The organism is Devosia sp. GW821-FHT12F11, assembly GCF_058806655.1.
The window spans coordinates 490,088-513,072 of sequence record NZ_JBXAPX010000003.1 but is presented as its reverse complement, the minus strand read 5'-3'; the positions used below and the strand labels follow the sequence as shown (position 1 = coordinate 513,072).

Annotated in this window: 18 protein-coding genes; 7 read left to right on the top strand and 11 right to left on the bottom strand. The window is 64.1% G+C overall.

The window, feature by feature from the left end:
• From AC1ROK_RS12530 to AC1ROK_RS12490, 9 genes are all read right to left on the bottom strand, one after another.
• The gene (locus AC1ROK_RS12530; protein WP_055879074.1) at window positions 1-879 is read right to left on the bottom strand and encodes an ABC transporter permease; all 879 of its coding nucleotides are present in this window, start codon (window positions 877-879) and stop codon (window positions 1-3) included.
• Window positions 876-2,027: an extracellular solute-binding protein gene (locus AC1ROK_RS12525; protein ID WP_492847277.1), complete on the bottom strand. Its 1,152-nt coding sequence runs from the start codon at window positions 2,025-2,027 to the stop codon at window positions 876-878. The genes AC1ROK_RS12530 and AC1ROK_RS12525 overlap by 4 nt, the downstream gene beginning before the upstream one ends.
• Window positions 2,028-2,271: 244 nt before the next feature.
• Window positions 2,272-3,342, bottom strand: a complete 1,071-nt coding sequence (locus tag AC1ROK_RS12520) for a Gfo/Idh/MocA family protein (protein WP_492847275.1) — start codon at window positions 3,340-3,342, stop codon at window positions 2,272-2,274.
• Window positions 3,342-4,193, bottom strand: a complete 852-nt coding sequence (locus tag AC1ROK_RS12515; protein WP_492847274.1) for a sugar phosphate isomerase/epimerase family protein — start codon at window positions 4,191-4,193, stop codon at window positions 3,342-3,344. Before AC1ROK_RS12515 ends, AC1ROK_RS12520 begins: the two co-directional genes overlap by 1 nt.
• A gap of 3 nt (window positions 4,194-4,196) precedes the next feature.
• Entirely contained in the window at window positions 4,197-5,612 is a 1,416-nt protein-coding gene (locus AC1ROK_RS12510) for a CehA/McbA family metallohydrolase (protein ID WP_492847271.1), read from the bottom strand.
• 166 nt (window positions 5,613-5,778) lie between these two features.
• Entirely contained in the window at window positions 5,779-6,891 is a 1,113-nt protein-coding gene (locus AC1ROK_RS12505; RefSeq protein ID WP_492847269.1) for an ABC transporter ATP-binding protein, read from the bottom strand.
• Complete coding sequence (locus AC1ROK_RS12500; RefSeq protein WP_492847267.1) at window positions 6,891-7,721, bottom strand: carbohydrate ABC transporter permease; 831 nt, start codon at window positions 7,719-7,721, stop codon at window positions 6,891-6,893. Before AC1ROK_RS12500 ends, AC1ROK_RS12505 begins: the two co-directional genes overlap by 1 nt.
• Window positions 7,718-8,635: a carbohydrate ABC transporter permease gene (locus AC1ROK_RS12495; protein WP_492847265.1), complete on the bottom strand. Its 918-nt coding sequence runs from the start codon at window positions 8,633-8,635 to the stop codon at window positions 7,718-7,720. The genes AC1ROK_RS12500 and AC1ROK_RS12495 overlap by 4 nt, the downstream gene beginning before the upstream one ends.
• A 356-nt stretch (window positions 8,636-8,991) precedes the next feature.
• Window positions 8,992-10,353 carry an extracellular solute-binding protein gene (locus AC1ROK_RS12490; protein WP_492847263.1) on the bottom strand — a complete coding sequence of 454 codons (1,362 nt, stop codon included), beginning with the start codon at window positions 10,351-10,353 and terminating at the stop codon, window positions 8,992-8,994.
• A gap of 419 nt (window positions 10,354-10,772) precedes the next feature.
• Between AC1ROK_RS12490 and AC1ROK_RS12485 the strand changes: the two genes are divergently transcribed.
• Both AC1ROK_RS12485 and AC1ROK_RS12480 read left to right on the top strand, forming a co-directional pair.
• Window positions 10,773-11,810, top strand: coding sequence for a LacI family DNA-binding transcriptional regulator (locus AC1ROK_RS12485; protein WP_492847260.1), 1,038 nt, complete (start codon window positions 10,773-10,775; stop codon window positions 11,808-11,810).
• Between the two features lie 11 nt (window positions 11,811-11,821).
• The gene (locus AC1ROK_RS12480) at window positions 11,822-13,678 is read left to right on the top strand and encodes a DUF5054 domain-containing protein (RefSeq protein WP_492847258.1); all 1,857 of its coding nucleotides are present in this window, start codon (window positions 11,822-11,824) and stop codon (window positions 13,676-13,678) included.
• A 48-nt stretch (window positions 13,679-13,726) separates the two neighbouring features.
• Here AC1ROK_RS12480 and AC1ROK_RS12475 read toward each other — a convergent pair whose 3' ends face one another.
• Together AC1ROK_RS12475 and AC1ROK_RS12470 are read right to left on the bottom strand one after the other, a co-directional pair.
• The gene (locus AC1ROK_RS12475) at window positions 13,727-14,299 is read right to left on the bottom strand and encodes a LysE family translocator (protein WP_492847256.1); all 573 of its coding nucleotides are present in this window, start codon (window positions 14,297-14,299) and stop codon (window positions 13,727-13,729) included.
• Window positions 14,300-14,364: 65 nt separating this feature from the next.
• Window positions 14,365-15,291, bottom strand: coding sequence for a helix-turn-helix domain-containing protein (locus AC1ROK_RS12470; RefSeq protein WP_492847254.1), 927 nt, complete (start codon window positions 15,289-15,291; stop codon window positions 14,365-14,367).
• Window positions 15,292-15,452: 161 nt separating this feature from the next.
• On the opposite strand from AC1ROK_RS12470, the gene AC1ROK_RS12465 reads away from it, so the two are divergent.
• From AC1ROK_RS12465 to AC1ROK_RS12445, 5 genes are all read left to right on the top strand, one after another.
• Entirely contained in the window at window positions 15,453-17,540 is a 2,088-nt protein-coding gene (locus AC1ROK_RS12465) for an ABC transporter substrate-binding protein (RefSeq protein WP_492847252.1), read from the top strand.
• 74 nt (window positions 17,541-17,614) lie between these two features.
• A complete protein-coding gene (locus AC1ROK_RS12460) occupies window positions 17,615-18,628 on the top strand; it encodes an ABC transporter permease (protein ID WP_492847404.1) in 1,014 nt (337 codons plus the stop codon).
• A complete protein-coding gene (locus AC1ROK_RS12455; RefSeq protein WP_492847250.1) occupies window positions 18,625-19,839 on the top strand; it encodes an ABC transporter permease in 1,215 nt (404 codons plus the stop codon). Before AC1ROK_RS12460 ends, AC1ROK_RS12455 begins: the two co-directional genes overlap by 4 nt.
• A 9-nt stretch (window positions 19,840-19,848) precedes the next feature.
• On the top strand, window positions 19,849-21,519 hold the full coding sequence (locus AC1ROK_RS12450) for an ABC transporter ATP-binding protein (RefSeq protein ID WP_492847248.1): 1,671 nt from the start codon (window positions 19,849-19,851) through the stop codon (window positions 21,517-21,519).
• Window positions 21,520-21,552: 33 nt separating this feature from the next.
• Window positions 21,553-22,920, top strand: a complete 1,368-nt coding sequence (locus tag AC1ROK_RS12445) for an alpha-glucosidase/alpha-galactosidase (RefSeq protein WP_492847246.1) — start codon at window positions 21,553-21,555, stop codon at window positions 22,918-22,920.
• Window positions 22,921-22,985 lie beyond the last annotated feature (65 nt).

Genomic DNA, 22,985 nt, shown 5'->3' with positions numbered 1-22,985 from the left:
TCACGGGTTCCGATTTTTGGCGACAGAGCGGACGTAGAACAGCCCGAACACGATGCAGAAGCAGAAGGCGATCACCGCCTGGGTGATGGCGTTGGTCGGATCGTTCAGGTCGCGGAAGGTGCGCTGCATGAACGGCCCCATCATTTCAGGCGCCGCCGGCCCCAGCACATAGGGCAGGGTGAAGGCGGAGAAGATTCCCAGCACGGTAAAGCTCACCGCCACCAGGATGGAATTGGAAATGCGCGGCAGGATGATGTGCCACAGCACCGCCAGCCGCCCGGCGCCGACATCGCGCGCCGCCTCGATCGACTGGTTGGAGACATTGCCCAGCCCCGAAAGCAGGATCAGCACGGTCAGCGGAATATTGTCCCACACCAGCCCAATCACCGGCCCCCACGGGGTGAGATAGGGCGAGCGAATATGCGGCAGTCCGACCGAATTGAGCAGGAGGTCCACCGTGCCGTTGGGTCCCAGCACACGGATGATCGCGTAGCTCAGGATGATCGATGGCACGAACATCGGAAAGATTGCGAGACCCTGCACATATGCCGCGAGCCGCCCCTTGGCGAAGCGCAGGTAGAGCGCGATCGGCAGGCAGATCAGCACCAGGAGCAGGGCGCAGATGCCCGTGGTCCAGAGCGTTACGCTGAGGTTGTTGAGGCTGTACTGATCGGTGAAGAAGAACTTGTAGGTCTCGAGCGAGAAGCTCCTGCCCGTCCCGCCATCATTGGGCAGCCAGATGGTGCGTCCGATGGCCGAAATGATCGGCCAGATGATCATCCAGACGACCAGGAATACCGGAATGGCGACCAGCAGGAGGCCCGTGAGCCCCCTGCGAGTCTTGGTTCCGACGATGTCGCTCGTGGCCGAAAGGCTCACGCGTTGCGGTCCACGTTGGGCGCAACGTTGCGATACCAGCCATCATTGATGGCCTTTTCCCAGTCACCACCCGGGAACGCCGGAATGGTGGTCGGGATCACGTCCTTGTACTTCTCGCGCAGGTCCTGGCTGACATAGTCCCACGCAACGCCCGGGAAGCCGCCGAGCTCGCTCAGCACGGCCGACTGCACTTCCTCGGTGAGGATGAAGTCGGCGAGCTTCAGCGCTGCGTCCTTGTTGACGCCATTCGACAAGACGACTGAGCGCGAGAAGCCGCCCGGCAGCGCCAGGTCCTGCAACTGCACGAGGCCGGTGGTTTCCGGCAGCACGCCGGTGTTGATCGCCTGGATCGCCTGGTCCGACCAGGCCGGGATCATGGTGACGGCCGACTGGCCGAGCAGCTGGATCGATTGGGTATTGCCCGAGGTGTAGGCGCCGTTGTCGAACAGCGAGCCCGACAAGTCCTTGAGGATGTCCCAGGCCGGGTTCAGAGCGGCGTCGCCGGCTTCCTGCGTGTAGTTGTCGATCTTGAACTTGCCGAGGTCCTTGCCGTTCGCCTCGAGAATGGCGCGGCGGACGAAGTTACCGCCCGAACCGCCCTTGTCGGGACGGTTGTAGATGAACTGGCCGGGGTTTGCCTTGATCCAGGCGACGAGGTCGGCAAAGCTCTTGGGCGCATTGGCCGGGTCGAGCTTGGTGGTGTCATAGGCGAGCAGCACCTGCGAACCGCGATACGGCACCGAATAGTCGCCGTCGAAGGCCAGCGGGTTGATCTTGGAATAGTTCGAGAGCCCGGCTTCCTTGATATTCACATAGAGCCCGGCATCGGCCGCTCCGGCCGGCAGGCGCCAGTCGGCGGATTCGAAATAATCGGCCTGCGGGTCGGTCTTGGTCTGCATAGCGGCCAGCGCGCGCTCGCCGATTGCGGTCTGCCCGGCGGCGTCGCCGGCATCCACGAGGTTCAGGGTCACGCCCGGGTTGGCAGCCTCGAACTTCGGCTTCACCACGTTGGTCCAGAAGTCGAGAATGTTCTGGTCCGACGAGGTGTACCAGTCGATCTTGCCGGCTTCGGCAAAGGCCATCCGCGGCAGCAGCACCATGCCAGCGGCTGCGCCGCCGACCGAAAGCATAAACGCACGACGGTTCATCGTTGTCTCTCCCAGGTTCGCCTGCGGGCCATCCCGCGGCAGGTCAATCTGACGCCGACCGTAGGGACCAGACTAATCTCGGTGGGCCCGCTGGCAAGCGAAAAATGGAACGGAAATTCCATTGTGACAGCGCGCGCCTGATTTATTCCGCGCGCGTGTTCCAGCCGCTTAAACCGCACTCCCATGACATCAGGATGACAGTGGGAGAGCCCCGGGTTCCGGGGCTTTCAGGGCATTGATGACGTCAGTTTTGCGACAAGAAATGACGGCCGACTTCCGCGAACAACTCGAGGTCTTTAAGAGAGTCCGTCAGCAACGTCTTGGGCTTTTCCCCAGTTGTCACCGCATGGTGGAAGGCGCCGAGCTCCACGCGGAAAGCATCCTCGTAGAACGGCCCGATGATCTCGGTACCGGTGGAGTTGAGATCCGAGGTGGTGATCTCCAGCCGGGTGGGCAGGTTCCGCACGTAGGGGGTGTCGTAGTTGATCTTGAAGTGCTGGTTCAGCGTCAGCACTTCAATGCCCGCATCGAACCGCGCCACGTCATGGATCACCGCTTCGTAGAGCGCGGTGAAGGTGCCGTAGTCGAACATCACCAGCACGTTCTCGCCGCGATGCTGCCGCGCCGCCGCAACCGAATTCGGCGCCCCGAAAAGTTCGCGCATCGCAGAAAAGCTGTGCGACGAGAGCCCGGTCAGCACCTGGTAGGCCCGCAACTGATCCGGCTGCGCCTCGCCCATCACTGATTTCAGCAGCGCCTGCGTCTGCGTCCGGCCATCGGCAATCGCCTCCGCCGGCACGTCGGTGGGCCGGAAGATGTTGCGCGACTGGTCGACGAAGAACTGGCTCTCGCGGATCAGGTCGCGGATCCGCACGTGCCGGATTTCCTCCCGCGGCGGCAGCCGTTCCTTGAGGGCGGTGAACGCTGGCGCAAAGCGTCGCATATAGCCGACGAACACCGTCTTGGTGTTGGTCCTATCGAGCTCCAGCAACGGCTTCAGTTCCGCCGCGGTCAGCGCCGCCGGCTTCTCGATGAACACGTGCTTGCCGGCGCGGATGGATTTCTCGAGCAGCGGGGCATGAAGGAAATCCGGCGTCAGGATGAACACCGCGTCGATTGCGGGATCGGCGATCAGCGCCTCGGCAGTTGCGTGCCGGGTCTTCACTCCATAGCGCTCCGCCACATGCGCCACGAGGCTGGGGGAGACATCCGTCACCGCCGCGATCTCGAAGCGCTGGTCGTCCGCCAGCAGCGGCAGGTGCATCAGCTGCGCGACTTCGCCGAGGCCGATCAGGCCGACTCTGAGCTTTGCCATCACGCGATCGCCTGCATGTAGACGTAGTTGCGCTTGGCCAGTTCGAGCGGTGTCTCCGCTGCATGCTCGGCCACGTCCTGTTCCACCACGATCGGGCCATCGAAGCCTTTCCGGTCGAGGAAGCGCATCACTGCCTGGATGTCGACGGCGCCATCGGGCAGGGGGGCCATCACCCCGGCGCCATAGGACGCTGCCACCGAGAGCTTGCCGTCGAGCACGCGCTGCCGCACCGTCGCATCGACATTTTTGAGATGCATATAGGCGATCCGTCCCCACACCTTTTCCATGTAGGCCAGCGGGTCCTGGCCCCAGAAGGCATGGTGTCCGGTGTCGAAGCAGAGGTCGATTTCGGTCTCCTCGAGCAGCCGGTCGATCTGCCGCTCGAACTCGACCGCGGTGCCGATATGCGGGTGGAAGCTCGCCTTCAGTCCGAACTCGCCCTCGATCACGGCCTGTGCCTCGCGCACCGTGGCGGTAAGCCCGTTCCAGCCCTCGCGATCGAGCACGCCTTCCTGGCCCTCGGGGTACCAGTTGCTCTCATCCATGACGACGAGGTGTTTCGCGCCGAGGTCCTTCAAGAGTGGCGCCAGCTCACTGAGCGTCGCCATCAGCACCGGCGCGGAAGCGCGGTCGCCGAAGGTGTGAACGTGGGTCGCGCCGATCAGCGTCAGCCCGCGCTTGTCGAGTTCCGGACCGAGCACCGCCTTGTCCTTGGGCAGGAACCCGAACGGCCCCAGTTCCGTGCCGCGATAGCCGGAGGCGGCCACCTCATCGAGATATTGCTCCCAGCTGTAGGCGTTGCCGGTGGGATAGTTGATGCCCCAGGAACACGGGGCATTGCCGATAAACATGAGCTAGTCCTGATCGATGTAGATTGGGTTGGAAATGGCGCGCCGGATCGGCTCGTCCGTCAGGTGCGAGCCCTTGAGCTGCCACGGCAGTTCGCCGCGCTCACTGGCCGCCTTGGTGAACTCCTCCACCAGCCACGGCCGGCTGGCTTTGGCGATGATCTCGGCGCGCGCGAACTTTTCGGCGCCATCGAGCAGCGCCAGCTCGCCCCGCCAGTCGCCGCTGGTGATTTCCTGCTCGGTGATGGTGCCTCGCGCGTCGATCCAGTGGAGCATGTCGCCGCGCGCACCGCGGACGATCGCCTCGCAGTGGAGCGGCGCCGTCACCGCCGAGCCCATCGGCTGGCCGTTGACGGTGATCTCGAGATGCGGTCCTTTCGGCCCTTCCGTGACATAGCCGCGCCCGGCCTGCATCGCCGCGAGCACTGCGTCTTCGCTGAGCTCCGGCAGCCACAGCACCGTGGTCGGCCGCGCCAGCACCAGCGGCCCCTCCGGTAGCAGCTTCGCCGGCTGATGGAAGTCGCTGCCGCCGATGGCCGAGATACGCAAGCCCGATGCCAGCCGCTCCTGCCAGCGGCCCAGCGATACCCAGTTCCACGCCATCCAGGTCGATTGCCAGACCTCCTGGCAGTCGGCCGCCGGAAACTCGTAGTCCCAGGGAATGGTAGGCTTGTCGTGATTGATCGACAGCAGCCCGCCCTTGCGGTGCACCATCTCCGCCAGCACATGCGCGTCCGACGGCTTGGTCATGCGGAAGTCGATCCACTCATCGACCCCATAAACATTGGCGTGCCCGACGGCGGTGGTCACCTCCATGCCGCGCACGAACACCAGGTCCGGCGACGAAGCCGGATGGAAATAGCGGCGCTGCGTGATGGTGTTGTGGTCGGCGATGGCGAGAAAATCGAGCCCCGCCTGCACCGCCGCCTTGTGCAGTGTTTCGGGCGAACCGGCTGCATCGGAATGGAAGGTGTGGCAATGGAGGTCGCCGCGATACCAGCCGGCGCCGGCGCGCACCGGAAAGGTGCGTTCGGGCTGCGGGTTGGTGGGGCGCTCGGCGCTGTCGAGCTCCACCGTGACCGTCACCTCGGCCCCATCGGCCGGCACCTTGTAGAGCCCGAGGATGACGTTCCACTCACCCGCCGGCATCGGTCCGTGCACATAGCCCGGCGTCGCGCTGTCGGTCGCCACATGGAACCGATCGCGGAACCCACCGGACCAGCCGCGGAACCCGCCTTCGGACGGGTAGGGGGTCATTCCGGGATCGAACATTCCAAGGTCGATCACGCAGTCATCGGCCTTGGGATAGGCCAACGTCACATCGATCCGGGTCGTCCCCGCGGGCACGGTGACGGGGATGTAGAAATACGGGTTCTTGGCCTGATCGGCGCGGGTGACATTGACCCTTACGATCTGGGTCATGCCGGTGCGAAGCCATTGGCAGACGGCCCCCTCCCATCCTCCCCCATGAAGGGGGAGGTGCCGCATCCAGTGTCTGGCACGATCGTGCCACAGCCTCGACTCTTCACCTCCCCACTTGTGGGGGAGGTCGGGAGGGGGCCGTCTCTCTCAGTCAGTACCGCCAAGCTCACAGCGGCATCTCCCCATCCGCCGGGATGCGCTTGCCCTCCGCGTCGAACAGCGTCGCGTGCGCGCCGTCGAAGGTGAATGCCACGTTCTCCGTCGTCTCCACTGCATCGTCGGTGAAGATCCGCGCCGTCACCCGGCCGCCGTCCTGGCGCTCGAAGGTCACCAGCTTTTCGGGGCCCATGTTTTCGTTGGCGAACAGCTTGCCGCTGACCATGTTCACGTCGTTGATCGTACCCATGCTCAGGTGCTCCGGCCGCACCCCCAACGTCAGCCCGACGCCCTTGCCGAGCGCCGCCTTGATCCCCTGTGAAATCGGCAGGTCCCGCACCAGCACGCCATGCGCGCGCAGCTGCAGCCGCTCGCCCTCGATCGTGCCTTCGACCGGGATCATGTTCATCGGCGGGTTGCCGACGAAGTTGGCGACAAACGTCGTTGCCGGCCGACGATAGATCTCGATCGGCGGCGCGAACTGCACGATCCGGCCGCGATCCATCACCGCAATCCGCGTCGCAAGCGCCATGGCTTCCGCCTGGTCGTGGGTGACGTAGACCGCCGTCATCCCCATGTCGCGCTGCAGGTGGTTGAGGAAGCCGCGCGCTTCCAGCCGAAGCTTCGCGTCGAGGTTGGAGAGCGGTTCGTCGAACAGATACACCCGGCTCGGATAGACCAGCGCCCGCGCCAGCGAGGTGCGCTGCTGCTGCCCGCCCGAGATCTGGCTCGGCAGCCGGTTGAGCAGGTCGCCGATCTTCAAGACGTCTGCCACTTCCTTGGCCCGCTTGTGCCGCTTCTCGACACTCTCGCCCCGCACCTTCAGCGGGTAGGCGATGTTGTCGGCGAGGTTCATGTGCGGGTAGAGCGCATAATCCTGGAACACCATCGAGATCTGCCGATCCTTCGGGTGGAGGTGGGTCACGTCATCGGGCCCGATCATGATCTTGCCCGAACTCGGCGTCTCGAGCCCGGCGATCATCCTGAGGCTGGTGGTCTTGCCGCAGCCCGATGGGCCCAAGAGGCAGATGAACTCGCCATCCGCGACCTTGAAGCTGATGTCGGAGACGGCATTGAAGCTGCCGAAGCTCTTGGTGACGTTCTGGAATTCGACCGAGGCCATTACGCTTTGATTCCACCGAAAAAGCGGAAGCCGAACTTCCAGCTGACGAAGAGATAGAGGGCGACGACGGGCAGGGAGTAGATCAGCGAGTAGGCTGCAAGCAGCGTCACGATCGGCGTCCCCGCCTCCGAGTAGAACGAGTAGATGGCGACCGACGACGGCATCAGGTCATCCGAGCGCAACAGGATGAAGGGGATCAGGAACGAGCCCCAGATGTTGACGAAGGCCCACACCACCACGACCACGATGCCCGGCCGGATCACCGGCAGCGCCACATCGAAGAACGCCTGCACCGGTGACGCGCCGGCCACCATGGCGCTTTCCTCGTAGGTTTTGGGAATGCCGTCGATGAAATCGCGCAGGATGAACATCGCGGTCGGCAGCAGTCCGCCGGCGAACACCAGAATGACTGCGATATGGGTGTCCATCAGTCCCACCGAGGAGACGATCAGGAAGATCGGCACCATCGCCGCCGTGCCCGACACCACCGAGGAGAACAGCAGCAGCACATAGGTGATCATGCCCTTGCCGGGGATCGACGAGCGGGAAAGCGCATAGGCCGCCAGCGTCGCTGCGGCCGCGACGAGGATCACCCCGCCGACACTCTGGATCAGGCTGTTGAGCAGTCCGCGCATGGCAAAGCCATTGCCGAACACCGTCAGGAAGTTCTGCAGTGTCCACGGGTCGGGAATGGCGATGCCCAGCTCGGCCCGCGCGTTGAACGGCGCGAAGATGAACCAGATCAGCGGCAGCGCGAACAGGATGCCGATGACCGCCGCCAGCGCCGAGAACCCGATCCGGGCCAGGAGTTGTGGGAAGCTCAGCCTCATTCCTCGACCACCTTGGCTTTCTTGCGCCCGAACGACAGGTAGATCAGCGCGAACACCAGGTTGATCAGCATGATGATCACCCCCACTGCCGCACCCTTGCCGAAGTCGAACTCGCGGAAGGCGATGCGGTAGTTGTAGATCGACAGGAGTTCCGTGCGGTAGCTCGGCCCCCCATTAGTCAGGATGAACGGCGTGAACACGTTGAACGTCCACATGGTGATGAGGATCAGGTCGGTGACCACATGGCCGCGGATCAGCGGCAGCCCGATATCGCGGAACTTCTGCCAGCTCGAGGCCCCGGCCACATCGGCCGCCTGGAAGTAGCTGGGCGGGATCGAGGCGAAGGCCGAGTTGAACAGCATCATCGAGAACGCCGCGCCGCGCCAGGTGTTGAAGATGACGATCACCCAGAACGGCTGCTGCAGCAGGAAATCGCCAGCCGGCAGGCCAAGTCCCCTGAGGATCATGTTCAGCGTGCCGTTGTCGTAGTCGAGGAAGGCGAACCAGGCGAAGCCGATCACTACTTCCGGCAGGATCCACGCCGCGATGACCGCGGTCTCGACGATGCGCTTGAGGGCAGGGGGGATGGTCTGCATCAGCCACGCGAGCAGCAGCCCCAGCAGCGCCTGACCGACCAGCGCCGACAGCAGCACGAACTGCGTGGTGAGGATCAGCGAAAAGCCGAACTGCCCGCGCGTGAAGAACGTCGCCGGGTCGAATAGCTGGAAGTAATTCGTGAGCCCGACAAACTCCGGGCTGAGCGCGGTCTTCCCCAACAGCGTCCGGTTGGTGAACGAAACGAAGATCACCCAGAAGAACGGCAGCAGCACGAACACGCCAACCAGCGCAGCGGCAGGCGCGAGGAATGCTGCGCCGGCGCGGTGGGAAAGGAGCGAGAAGTTCTTCTTTTTCATGCTGAAAGATTGGAGCGCGCTGCTCCCCCCTCCCAACCTCCCCCGCAAGGGGGGAGGTGCCCGCCGGTGGAATTGGCGCGATCCTGCCAGGTACACTGAACGGCACCCTCCCCCTTGCGGGGAGGGTTGGGGAGGGGGGCGGCGAGCCCGGATGCCTCAGTCGCCAGTAACCGTCTCAATGTGACAAACCCCAATCGAAAAAAGGAACCTCCCCGGCCGCCCAGAGGGTGCCGGGGAGGCGTTCCCAGGGAGCGCCCGGCTCAGGGAGGGCCGGGCGTGGGAGGACTTCGGAGCGTGGTCAGCAAAAGTTGCGAGACTTTTGCGGTTCGACCACGCGACAGACCAGTAAGCCGAAGCTAGAGCTTCGAAACCGTATTGGCTTCGCCGACAATGGCGATCACCGCGGCCTTGTAGGCGGCCATCGCGTCTGCCGGGCTGGCCTCGCCCGAGACCACGCTTTCGGTCATACGCTGAATCTCGGCCGAGACCTTGTTGTAGTTCGGGTCGTTCGGGCGCGCTGTGGTCAGGGGCAACAGGCTCTCCTGCGTCTTCTGCAGGTAGACATTGTTCGGCGTCGCCACGTCGTCGCGGATGCGGCGGGCCTCACGGAAGCCCTGGAACGCGGTCAACGACTCCTGGCTGTTCATGTAGCTCAAGAGCGCCCAGGCCTCGGCCGGGTTCTTGGTGGCGGGATTCAGCACGAAGCCGGTGCCGCCCGAAACCGTCACATAGTCCTGCCCACGGTAGCCTTTGCCCGGCTCCTGCGCCGGCATGGAGGCCCAGGTGACTTCGGCATCGCGGTTCTCGAGACCGAATTCGGCGCCCGGCGCCATCACCGAGTTGAAGAACCAGTCGCCTTCGACGAGGAGCGCAGTCTTGCCGTCGCGGAAGTTGGTGAAGGTGCGGTTGCGACCGTCGCCGAGCAGCTGTGCGCGCTGATCGCCCAGTTGCTCGTCCACGTAGATGGTCTTGTAGAGGTTGAGGGTATCGAGAATGCCCTGGCTCGAAACGATGTACTTGCCGTTCTCGTCGACGACGCTTTCGCCCGTCCCGAGGATGGCCATGTAGTAGCCCTGCATGGTGGTGGCTTCGCCCATGTTCACGCCGGCATTGAGCTGCAGCGGGAACGAGTCGGGGTTCGCCTTCTTGATGGCGCGTGCCGCGTCGAGCAGTTCGGCCCACGATTTGGGCTGGAAGGTATCGGGGTCGAGCCCGGCCGACTTCAGCAGCTCCTTGCGCACGAAGATGGCGCGAACGTCCGTGCCGAGCGCCAGGCCATAAGCCTTGCCGCCATAGCTCATCAGCGACTTGGCGCCTTCCGAAATGTGGCTCCAGCCTTCCCAGCTGTTGACGTCGGCGCCGGCCACTTCATCGAGCGGCTTCAACAGCCCGCCTTCGACGAACGAGGGGATCAGGAAGCCGTCGAACGCGGCGACATCAGCGCCCGCGCCGGTCGAGAAATCGAGCGCCAGTTGCTGGGTCATCTGCTCGTCCTTGCCGCCGAACTCGTTCAGCGACACGGTGACGTCCTTGCCCTCGGCCTTCATCTTTGCGGTGAAACCGGGGATCACGCTGTCCTTGATCCAGGTCGCGGTCTCGCTGTTCACCCCCCCGACGACGCAGCGGCAGATCACCGTCAGGTCGACCGCGAAGGCGGGCGTGATCATCGTAGTGGCAGTTGCAAGCCCCAGATACAGGGCGCGCAGGCGATTGCTCATCGCGAAATTCCTCCCTTGGTGGCGCCGCTTTGCGGGCGCCGAATTGGCGAAAGCAGCGGTCAATCCTCCCCGCCGCAGCTCACGATCTCAGAATGAACACGCTTTCATTCATCGTCAAGGCGTAGAATGCCTGTTGCGAATGACAGCGATATGACGACTGAGTAGAATGTTTGTTCCATTCGCGCGCCGGTCGGTCATTGTTCCGTAACATCATGGGTTTAGCCTATTCTGGCGTCGGATCGGGTTGACAGCGCGGGAAACCGAACGGCAGAACAGTTTTGCACACGATTTCAATGCGGAGCGTTTCCAGGAAAGGGTGCAGACCTTTCCGGTTCGGAAGTGCAACAACGCAAAAACCTGGAGACGGTCGACGTTTCAGCGAAACGGCGAGCGGCTCGAACGCAGTAAGGCAGACCTTTTTGAGCGATCCGGCCACCCGCAACCGCAGCCGCGCGACCGCCGACATGGTGGCTCGCACCGCCAACGTGTCGCGCGTTGCGGTCAGCCGTGCCTTCAACCCGCATGCTTCGATCAAGCCGGAGAAGCGCGACCTGATTTTGAAGGTGGCGCAGGAGCTGAACTACACGCCGGATATGGCCGCCCGCTCGATGGTCACCGGCCGCTCGCATCTTGTCGGCATCATCGTGCCCGATATCTCCGGCCCCTGGGAGAGCCAGGAGCTCGACGCCATGACCACGGCGCTGCAGGCCGAGGGCTTCGCGACGCTATTGTTCCGCACCCGCGATGATCTCTCGCTCGACGAGACGCTCCTCACTTACATGAAGGGCTTCAACCCGGATTCGGTCATCGCCTATGCCGAGAACGTTCGCCCCACCACGCTTGCCCGGGTGCTCGATCGCGCCGTGCCGATCTATATCGGCTACCCCGATGAGGAAGCGGCGGAGGAGGAGGCCGCGCCACTGTTCGATCGGCTCGACGTGCTGCAGCGTGAAGGCATCGAACAGGCCGTGGCGCTGATGCAGGGTTATGGGGCCCGCCGCTTCGCCTTCCTCGCCGGCAAGAGCAACTCGCTCGCCACCCAGTCGCGCGAGCGTATGGTGCGCAAGGTGGTCGCCGAGCGCGGCCTGCCGCCGCCGATCCGCATCCAGGGCGACTACATGTACGATACCGCCTATCGCGAGACGCTGAACCAGTTCCGCCTCGGCGAGCCGGTCGATGCGATCTTTGCCGCCAACGATGTCGGGGCATTCGGCGCCATCGATGCGCTGCGCACCGAACTCGGCCTGCGCGTGCCGCAGGACGTCAAGGTCGTCGGTTTCGACGACATCCATCAGTCGCACTGGAAGAGCTACAACCTCACCACCGTGAAGCTCGACCTCGCCGAGCGCACCCAGGCGCTGCTGCGCCTGATCCTCCGCCGCCTCAAGAACCCCACCTCACCCTCGCTCACCGAAACCGTGTCGACCCGCCTGGTCGTCCGCGGCACCGTGGGCTGATCGCCAGAGTTATGACCCGCAAGATCCACCTGGTCTTCAAGACCCACCTCGATATCGGCTTCACCGACCACGCAACGAAGGTCCGCGCCCAGTACCACGAGCGCTTCATCCCGCAGGCGATCGATACCGGCGAGCACTTCTTCGCCGAGGATCCGGAGCATCCGAAGTTCATCTGGACCACCGGCGCCTGGCTGATCTGGGATCACCTGAACTCGCAAAGCGCAGAACGGGTGCAGCGGCTCGAGCGCGCCATCGATCGCGGCCTGATCCGCTGGCACGCGCTGCCCTTCACCACCCATTCCGAACTGATGTCGCCGTCCGTGTTCCGCGCCGGCTTGAGCTACAGCCAGGAACTCGACAAGCGTTTCGGCAAGCAGACGATTGCCAGCAAGATGACCGACGTCCCCGGCCACACCATCGGCATCGTGCCGCTGCTCGCCGAGGCCGGGGTCAAGTTCCTGCACCTGGGCGTCAACTCCGCCTCGCCGCCACCCGATGTCCCCGACGTTTTCCGCTGGCGCGCCCCGGATGGCGCCGAGATCGTCGTGCTGTATCAAAAATCCTACGGTGAGACCTCGTTTCCCGAGGGCTTTGACGAGGGTCTCGGCTTCGCCCACACCAACGACAATATGGGCCCGCAAAGCGTCCCGCAGACCGCTGACGCCTGGCGCGAACTGCAGGGGCATAACCCCGATGCAGAGATCGTCGCCTCGACCCTCGATGCTTATGGCGAAATTCTCTGGGCCCGCCGCGAACAGTTCCCGGTCGTCGACCTCGAACTCGGCGACAACTGGATCCACGGCGCCGGCACCGATCCCGACAAGATCAAGCGCTTCCTGCACCTGCAGCGCCTTTACGACGGCTTTGCCGAGCAGGCACCCAGCCCCAGCCGGCTCGCTTTCGGACGCGGCCTCACCATGGTTGCCGAACACACCTGGGGCGTCGACATCAAGTCGTACCTGCGTGATGACAAGGCCTGGGATCGCCCGGCCTTCGAAACCGCTCGTGCCGCCGACTACCGCTTCCAGTACTCTGAGGCCTCATGGGCCGAGCAACGCGCCTATCTCGATGCGGCCGTCGCTGAGCTCGACCCCGCCGACCGAGCTCTCGCCGAAGCCGCCGAAGATCCGGCGATCGAAGGCACCGGCTGGTTCGTCGAAACCGAGCCCGATACCGGCGACGTGATCCTTATCCGTTCCCCCGCCGGGGTCGAACTGCGCGGGGAGGGGGGCAGCCTCCTCGGCTATCGCTACGAGAGCTACGATGCCTCGGACGTTGCGGCGCACATGGATACTTATCTGACGCACCGCGCTCAGTGGGCCATCCTCGACCACATCAAGCCAGGCCTCGACCGCGCTGCCTCGGCGCGCTCCGCCACCTTCACCCCGAAACTGGTGGACGGCGCCGCGACCCTCGATGCCGGCGCGCACGCCGCTCTCGGCGCTCCGTCACGCATCGCCTACCGCTTCCGGGCGCTCGACAGCCGTCACCTCGAGATCACCGTCGAGTTGCTCGACAAGCCGGCGAACCGCATGCCTGAGGCGAGCTTCGTCACCTTCACGCCGGCAGGCGCGCATGACTGGCAGTTCCTGAAGATGGGGCAGTGGCTGCCGGCCAACCGCATCGCCCATAAGGGCGGTGGTCAGCTTCAGGCGGTCGCTGCGGTCCGGACTGCCGGCCTTGAGTTCCGTCCTCTCGACACGCCACTGGTCGCGCCGACTGCGACCAAGTTCATGCCGTTCAACCCCAGCCCGCCGGATTTCTCCGCCGGCCTGCGCTTCAACCTCCACAACAACAAGTGGGGCACCAACTTCCCCATGTGGTGGGGCGCCAAACGTTTCGAAGCGCGGTTCGTGCTGGAGCTCTAACCCGCATGGCGGGGGAGGGGGATGGCGACCGGACTATCGGCGCCAGACCTACCCCAGCACCGAAGCCGCAATCACGCCGGCAAAACCGACCAGCGCCACCGAGGCGACCTTGCGCACCACACCGGCGTGCCGGTCGCCGGCTGCCGCGCCGATCGCCCGTCCTAGAAGGATCCACGCGAACCCCACCAGCGGCACCAGCAGCGCAAAGCCGAGCACGTACCAGCCAAGCTGAGGGTTGTCGGTCGGGATGATGCTGAGCGAAAAGATCAACGCCTTGGGGTTGAGCAGCGTGGTGACGAACACCGCCTGCATGCCGATGCTGGTCTGGCCCTGCGTCAGCCCGGCATTGTGCCGCCAGAGCTTGATCGCCGTCCAGATGAGGTACAGCACCACCGCTGCCTTGAGCGTGATCCCCACCAGCGGGTAGCTGTGAATCACCGGCCCGAGCACGATGCGGATCGTGCCGACGGCGATCAGGTAACCGGCGAGTTCAGCCACCAGCAGCCGCACCGACCGCCGCACCCCCACCGTGGCTCCCGATGTTGCCAGGAGCGTATTGGTCGGCCCGGGGGTGCCGAGCAGGGTCAGCACCGCAAGCATGAACAGGATCGGGTCGGTCATCGGAATGAGGGTCTCATACGCGCTACGCGTGAGTGCAGCCGATCAGCGGCCGGCACGCAAGTGCCTCACCTGAGGTAATGCGCCCGCATCTGCCGCGGCGTCAGCCCATAAGCGTTGCGGAACTGCACGTAGAACTGGCTCAGCGCCGAGAAGCCGCTTTCGAACGCCACGTTCTCGATGCTGAGGCTGCCCTCGAACAGCAGCGAACGCGCTCGGATCAGGCGCATGCGCACCACGAACTTGTGCATCGGCACCCGCATCACTTCGGTGAACAGGTTCAGTGCGTAGTTGGGGTGCAGACCCACGACCTTGGCCACGTCCTCGGCCCGTAGCGGCTCGGAGAGGTTTTCGAGGATGTGGCGGATCATCGCTACCACGTAGCGCAGCGGCGAGGCCGCCCGTGTGGTCGAGCCGACGCACTCGATCCACGGCTCCATCAGGATGTCCCAGCCGGTCACCGCGGCGCGCCGCAGCATCAGCGCGATCTCTTCCTTGAGGATGTCGGTTCGCTCCGCATCGCCCGAGCGGTAATCCTGGTACCAGCGCGTCAACGTGTCGGCGCCGATCGTCTCAGGCGGCAGCATCACCACCCCGCCACCCATCATCGTCTCGGTGAGCTGCCCGAGGTTTGGCATGTGCAAGAAACTGTCGAGCGGCAGGTAGACATTGCACTGCCGGCTGTCGTGGTTCGTCCCGTAGTCGATTGCTGTGGTCTGGTGCGGGATGCCCGCCCAGAACAGCACCAGCCGGCCCGAGGGGATGCGTAGCGGCCGCCCGTCGATGACGTAGTCCATGCTGCCGGTGGTCAGCCAGTTCAGCTCGATATGACCGTGGAAGTGCTCTTCCGGCATGATCTGCGGATCGAACCAGCGGATGCCGAAACGGCCAAACGCCTGCGTCTGCGCGTAAAATCGCCGGTCCGGCCGCGGCACCGGAGCGGTGGCTTTCTCGCGCGGCTTGCCCGGCAGGAAGTGCTGCGGCTGCTCGTTCATCGGCTGTGCGACAATCTGTAAAAACCGGAAATACTCATTCAGATAATCGGATTGTTCGCTTTAGTGCAAGGTCTACCCTTTTGAGGCTGGGACAAGTGGTGGCGGGTTGGAGGCCTGCCGCCGGGTGCGTGTTGCGCCGGTCTCGAGCCTAGGGAGGAAACATGCGTAAACACCTATTTGCCCTTGGCGGGGCAAGCCTTCTGCTCGGCGTGTCGCTGCTTGCGGCGCAAGCCCAGACAGTCGCGCCGACCACGCCGCCCGATCCGCCGAAATTCGATGCCCAGGGCACCCCGAACTTCGTCGGTATCGCCGATGTCTATGAGTACAAGGCGCTGGCCGAGTACCACGAGCCCGACTACGTCAAGGCCTTCGTCGATGCGGGCAAGCTCCCGCCGGTGGCCGAGCGTCTGCCCAAGGAACCGCTGGTCTTCAAGACCGCCAACATGCCCGACGGCAATGGCGTCTATGGCGACGTGATGCGCCACGTGATCGGCGGCCGGCCGGAAGGCTGGAACTACATGGCCGGCCAGTCACAGGGCTGGGGCGGCATCGATATCGGCACCATGGAGTGCCTGACCCGTACCGGTCCGCTGTTCGAGATCAAGGCCGAGGAACTGGCGCCGATGCCAAACCTCGCCAAGAGCTGGGAATGGAGCGAGGACGGCCACAAGCTGACCATGCACCTGATCGAAGGCGCCAAGTGGTCGGATGGCGTGCCCTTCACCTCCGAAGACATCATGTTCTACTGGGAAGACAACATCGTCGATCCCAACGTCTCGCCGCTCAACGGCGCGACGCCCGAGACTTTCGGCGAGGGCACCACGCTCGAGGCCATCGACGACTACACCATCGTCTGGACCTTCAAGGACGCCTTCCCCAAGCAGTACATCTACCAGATGGCGTACGGCACCTTCTGCCCGGGCCCGGCGCACATCTTCAAGCCGCTGCATCCCAAGTACAAGGCCGGCGCGACCTACGACGAGTACAAGAACGCCATCAAGCCGGAATACATGAACATCCCGGTCATGGGCGCCTGGGTGCCGGTCGAGTACCGTCCCGACGATATCGTCGTGATGCGCCGCAACCCTTACTACTGGAAGGTCGACGAGGCGGGTAACCAGTTGCCCTACCTCAACGAAGTGCACTACCGCCTCTCGACCTGGGCGGACCGCGACGTGCAGGCCGTGGCCGGCACCGGCGACTTCTCCAACCTCGAGCAGGCCGAAAGCTATGTCGAGGCGTTGAAGCGGTCCGCCGATCCCAACGCTCCGGCGCGTCTGGCCTTCGGTGCCCGCACCATCGGCTACACGCTCTACCCGAACCTCTCCGGCAATGGCTGGGGCGAACCGGATGAGCGGCAGCAAGCCGTCCGCGAGCTCAACCGCAATGCCGACTTCCGCAAGGCCATCAGCTACGCGCTCGATCGTCAGCGCCTGGGCGAAGCCCTGGTGAAGGGCCCGTTCACCGCCATCTATCCGGGCGGCCTCTACGCCGGCACGACCTACTACGACAAAGACTCGACGGTGTACTATCCGTTCTCGCTCGAGGACGCCAAGGCTCTGCTGGAAAAGGCCGGTCTCAAGGACACGGACGGCAACGGCGTGGTCAACTTCCCGGCAGGTACCGCCGGTGGTGCAGACGTGGAGATCACGCTGCTCGCCAACGCCGACTACCAGACCGACAAGAACCTGGCCGAAGGCGTCATCTCGATGATGGAGCCGCTGGGCATTCGCGTCATCGCCAACTTCCTGACCGGCACCCAGCGTGACGCGACGGAACAGTCGGGCAAGTTCGACTGGCGTGTGGCCCGTAATGGCGCCGAACTGATCGCGGTGGTGCAGAACACCGTCGCGCTGGCCCCGACCGGTCCGCAGATCAGCAACTCGCACCGCGCCGGCACCGACGGCACGATGGACCTGCTGCCGTTCGAGCAGGAGATGGTCGACACCGTCAATGCGTTCATCGCGACCGACGATGCCGAGAAACGCAAGGACCTGATGAAGACCTACCAGAAGCTCTACACTGAGAACCTCTTCGGTATCGGGCTGACCCAGTACCCAGGTGCACTGATCATCAACAAGCGCTTCGCCAACATCCCGGCCGGCGCCCCGATCTTCATGTTCAACTGGGCTGAGGACAACATCATCCGTGAACGCGTGTTCGTGCCGGCCGACAAGCAGCAGGGCTACGAACTGCACCCCGACACCCTCCCGGGTGAGCCGGGCTCTGCCGGGCCGGTGAAACTCTAATCCCGACCTGACGGAATCCGGGCAAGGGGGCTCCGGCCCCCTTGCTACCTAGCCGGAGGAGATTTGATATGCAGCTGCTGCGCTTTCTGGTGACGCGAATCCTGGCCGCCCTGCCGGTCCTGCTGGTTCTGAGCGTCGTTACCTTCGCCATTATCCAGGCCCCTCCGGGCGACTACGGCGACTACATCCGCTCCATGCTCATCAACCAGGGCGGGGCGACGATCGAGGAAGCCGAGAAGCAGGCTGCGATCTACCGCGAGCAAAACGGCCTCAACGAGCCGCTGCCGGTCCAGTACGTCAACTGGATCAGCGGCATCGTCACCCGCTTCGACTTCGGTCACTCGCTCTACTACAACAAGCCAGTCGGCGACGTGGTGACGGAGCGCCTGCCGCGCACCATCCTCCTCGCGCTGACCTGCCACTTCTTCGCGTCGGTGATCGGCATCGGCATGGGTATCATCGCCGCCACCCGACAATATAGCTGGATCGACACCACCTTCGGCATCATCTCGTTCCTCGGGATGACCGTGCCGAGGTTCCTGCTGGCGCTGATCATCATCTACATCCTCGCCTTCAAGCTGAACGTGCAGGAGCTCGGAAGTTTCTTCTCGTCGAGATATGGAGGGGCGCCATGGAGCTGGGACAAGTTCATGAACCTGGTCAGCCACGTCTGGCCGGTGGTCTTCATCGCCACCTTCGGCGGCCTCGCCTACAACATGCGGGTGATGCGGGCCAACCTGCTCGACGTGCTCAATAGCCAGTATGTCGAAACGGCCCGCGCCAAGGGCTTGTCCGAGGGCGCCGTCATCATGAAGCATGCCGTGCCCAACGCGCTGCATCCGCTTATCGCCTACCAGGGCGTGGCGCTGCCCTACATGCTCACCGGCGAGATCGAAGTCGCCATCGTCTTCGGTCTGGCAACGGTCGGACCGGCCATCGTCGGTTCCATGGCGGTGGGCGACGTCTATGTCACCGCCACCTTCGTGCTCGTCCTCGCTGCGACGCTGATCATCGGCAACATCATCGCCGATCTCCTGCTCGCCGCCGTTGATCCGCGCGTCCGTCTGGGTGGGGAGAACCGCGAATGAGCACCATTGCCGACAAGCCCACGCTCAGTACGACAGAAACTGGCGCCGCCAACCTCGCCGAACTCGCCACCCCGGCCGGACACCAGTTGCCCCCGGCCGACCCGGTGGTCGACACTCCCGTCGCCAGCCGCTTCAGCCATGGCAACGAGACCTATGCCACGCTGGTGTGGCGCCGCTTCCGCCGCTCTACCATGGGCATGATGGGGCTGGTGCTCACCGTCGCGTTGCTCACCATGGCGATCTTCGGCGATTTCTTCGCACCGATGGATCCCAAACGCGCCGAGATCGCCTTCGCGCCGCCCGACCACGTCGAGTTCAGTGCCCCCGACGGCGGCTTCAGCCTCATTCCCTACGTGTACCCGATCGTCGAGACCGGTGAGTTCGACCCTGTCACCTTCCAGCCGATGACCGGTCCGGATCGTACCAATCCCACGGCGCTCGGCTTTTTCGTGCCGGGCCACCAGTATCACCTGCTCGGCGTCATCCCGTCCAACATCCACTTCTTCGGCTCCGTCGACGGCCGCCCCATCCACTTCCTCGGCACCGACAAGTTCGGCCGCGACATCCTTTCGCGCGGCATCGTCGGCTCGCAGATTTCGCTCACCATCGCGCTGGTGGTGGTGCTGCTGACGACCACTATCGGCACGCTGGTAGGCATCGCCTCGGGCTATATCGGTGGTCGGCTCGATGCCTGGGTGCAGCGCTTCGTCGACCTGGTGCTCGCCTTCCCGCAACTGCCGCTCTACCTGGCGCTCGCTTCGCTGATCCCGGTGACGGCGCCGTCGCCGGTGTTCATCGCCTTCGTCATCGGCGTCATGGCGGTGCTCGGCTGGGCCCAACTGGCCCGCGAGGTGCGCTCCAAAACCCTGGCGCTCGCCCGCATCGAATATGTGCGTGCCGCCATCGCGGTCGGCTCGTCCGATTGGCGCATCATCCTGCGCCACATCCTGCCCAACGTCTCGAGCCACCTGATCGTGGCGGTGACCATCGCCATCCCCTCGGTCGTGCTGCTCGAGAGCTTTCTCGGCTATCTCGGCTTCGCCGTGAAGCCGCCGCTGATCTCCTGGGGCCTGATGCTGCAGGATACCGGCACTTTCTCGGTGATCGGCTCCTATCCCTGGATCCTCTCGCCCGTCGTCTTCGTGCTGATCACCGTGTTCGCTTTCAACGCGCTCGGCGACGGCCTCCGCGACGCCATCGACCCCTACTGAGGTGAAGAGATGAGCACCATCGACAACAACGATCTCTCTCCGCCCGAGCGTTACGATCTGGGCAGTCACGGCCGCGAACTGATCCTCGACGCCCGCAACATCGCGGTCGATTTCAAGGTCGAAGGCGGCATCGTCAATGCCGTGCGCGATGTCTCGTTCCAGCTCCACAAGGGCGAGACCATCGCGTTGGTGGGGGAGAGTGGCTCCGGCAAGTCGGTCACCGCCCGCACCGTCATGCGCCTGCTGACCAAGCGCGCGACCATCAGCAGCAAGTCTCGTATCACGCTGGGCGACAAGGATATCCTCACGCTCCCCGACGCCGGGATGCGCAAGCTCCGCGGCAACGACATCTCGATGATCTTCCAGGAGCCGATGAGCTCGCTGAACCCGATCTACACCGTCGGCGCCCAGCTCTGCGAAATCCTCCACCTGCACAACCGCATCTCCGGAGCCGAAGCGATGAAGCGCGCCCGGCAATTGCTGGAGGACGTGCAGATCCCGGAACCGGAAGCGCGGCTCCGGCAGTATCCGCACCAGATGTCGGGCGGGCAGCGGCAGCGCGTCATGATCGCCATGGCGCTCGCCAATCGCCCCGATGTGCTGATCGCCGACGAGCCGACCACCGCGCTCGACGTCACCGTTCAGGCCCAGATCCTCAACCTGATCAAGGACCTGAAGTCGAAATACGGTATGGCGGTGATCCTCATCACCCATGACCTGACCATCGTCAAACAGTTCTCCGACTACGTCTATGTCATGCAGAACGGCCGGGTTCAGGAGCACAACACCACCGAGGCGCTGTTTGCCAACCCGCGCCACAGCTACACCCGGCACCTGCTTGCCTCCGAACCCAAGGGCTCGGCCAGGCCGATCGAGGCCAACTCGCCGACGGTGCTCGAAGGCAAGGACGTAAAGGTCGCCTTCACCCTGAAACGCGGCGGCTTCTTCAGCCCCGATTTCTTCGAACTGGTCGCCGTCGACAAGCTGTCGCTCAATTTGAAGAAGCACGAGACCCTCGGCCTCGTCGGCGAATCCGGCTCCGGCAAGACCACTTTCGGCCAGGCGCTGATCCGCCTGATCGGCAACCAGGGCGGCGAGATCCTGTTCGATGGCGAACGCATCGATACCAAGGATCGCAAAGCCATGCGCCCGTTGCGCAGCCGCATGCAGATCGTCTTCCAGGATCCGTTCGCCTCGCTCAACCCGCGCATGAGCGTGCGCCAGATCATCGAGGAGGGCCTGATCGTCAACGGACTCGGCGGCAACTCGCGCGAGCGCGGTGACCGGGTCCGCCAGGCGCTGCGCGATGCCGGGCTGCCCGATACCATCCTCAACCGCTTTCCGCATGAGTTTTCGGGCGGCCAGCGCCAGCGCCTCGCCATCGCGCGGGCCATCGCGCTGGAACCGGAGTTCATCCTGCTGGACGAGCCGACCTCGGCGCTCGACCTCTCGGTACAGGCCCAGATCATCGAACTGCTGCGCAAGCTCCAGGCGGAGAAGGGCCTCAGCTACCTGTTCATTTCGCACGACCTCAAGGTCGTCAAAGCCCTGTGCCACCGGGTGATGGTCATGCAATACGGCAAGATCGTCGAACAGGGGCCGGTCAACGAGGTTCTGGAGAACCCCAAGACCGAATACACATCGCGGCTCGTCAGGGCTGCCTTCGAAATCGCGGCCTGATCCGCCGCCGAACTGGACCTATCGGAGAGACTTATGGCCAACCCCAAGATCACCTTCATCGGCGCCGGCTCATCGGTGTTCATGAAGAACATCGTCGGCGACATCCTGCAGCGCGAGGCGCTGACCGGCGCCGAGATTCGCCTGATGGACATCAATCCGCAGCGCCTCGAAGAGAGCGCCATCATCGCTGGCAAGCTGGTGAACACCCTCGGCGTCCCCGCCACGGTGAAGACCTTCTCGAACCAGCGCGAGGCGCTCGACGGCACCAACTTCGTGGTCGTCTGCTTCCAGATCGGCGGCTACGAGCCCTCGACCGTCGTCGATTTCGAGGTGCCCAAGAAGTACAACCTGCGCCAGACCATCGCCGATACCCTCGGGGTCGGCGGCATCATGCGTGGCCTGCGCACCGTGCCGCATTTGTGGTCGATCTGCGAGGACATGCTGGAAGTCGCCCCCGAGGCGGTGATGCTGCAGTATGTCAACCCGATGGCCATCAACACCTGGGCGATCGCCGAGAAGTACCCGACCATCAAGCAGGTCGGCCTCTGCCACTCGGTGCAGGGTACCGCCATGGAACTGGCCCATGATCTCGACATTCCCTATTCCGAGATCCGCTACCGCTCGGCCGGCATCAACCACATGGCCTTCTACCTGAAGTTCGAGCATCGCCAGCCCGACGGCTCGTACCGCGATCTCTACCCGGACCTGGTTCGCGCCTACCGCGAGGGCAGGGCGCCCAAGCCGACCTGGAACCCGCGCTGCCCCAACAAGGTTCGCTACGAGATGCTGACGCGTCTCGGCTACTTCGTCACCGAGAGCTCCGAACACTTCGCCGAGTACACCCCGTACTTCATCAAGGAAGGCCGTGAGGACATCATCGAGAAGTTCGGCATCCCGCTCGACGAGTACCCCAAGCGCTGTGTCGAGCAGATCGCCAGGTGGAAGACCACCTCGGAGGAGTACCGCAAGGCCAACACCATCGAGGTCAAGCAGAGTAAGGAATACGCTTCCGAGATCGTCAACTCGGTGTGGACCGGTGAGCCGGGCGTCATCTACGGCAACGTCCGCAACAATGGCGTCATCACCAACCTGCCGTACAACGCCGCCGTCGAAGTACCGTGCCTCGTCGACGCCTCCGGCATCCAGCCGACCTATATCGGCGACCTGCCGCCGCAGCTGACGGCGCTGATCCGCACCAATATCAACGTGCAGGAGCTCACGGTCGCGGCGCTGATGACCGAGAACAAGGAGCACATCTACCACGCTGCGATGATGGATCCGCACACTGCTGCCGAACTCGACCTCGAGCAGATCTGGAACCTCACCGACGACCTCCTCGCCGCCCACGGCGACTGGATCCCGGCCTGGGCCCGCCCGGCCAAGAAGCAGCGCGTGGCGTAAGGCGCACTGACAGAGACGGCCCCTCTCATCCTCCCCTCATGGGGAGGCCGGGAGGGGAGCGTCTG